This is a genomic window from uncultured Ruegeria sp., assembly GCF_947500045.1.
GTDB lineage: Bacteria > Pseudomonadota > Alphaproteobacteria > Rhodobacterales > Rhodobacteraceae > Ruegeria.
In genome coordinates this window covers 1-246 of the sequence record NZ_CANMQQ010000041.1, presented here as the reverse complement: position 1 = coordinate 246, position 246 = coordinate 1, and the positions used below count along the sequence as shown (strand labels likewise).

1 protein-coding gene is annotated in these 246 nt (G+C 58.9%); it reads right to left on the bottom strand.

What is annotated here, in order from left to right:
* Positions 1-246: ABC transporter permease subunit (locus tag Q1B46_RS22160; protein ID WP_299952069.1), on the bottom strand; the 246-nt coding region annotated here is incomplete at both ends.

Below are 246 nucleotides of genomic sequence, written 5' to 3'. Positions count from 1 at the left end.
AAGCGAGTAGGCCGCATGAATCTTCGAGATATTCACCCCGGACACGCCCGCACGCGCGGCGATGGTCATGATCCACAGGGCCGCAAGGAACAGCAGAACAATCTTGCCGGTCTCCCAGATGCCAAACCAGATGATGACCAGAGGAATCAGCGCCAATGGCGGCACCGGGCGCATGAACTCGACAATCGGATCAAACCAACCGCGGAACCAACCCGACAGACCCATGGCATAGCCCAGCGGAATACC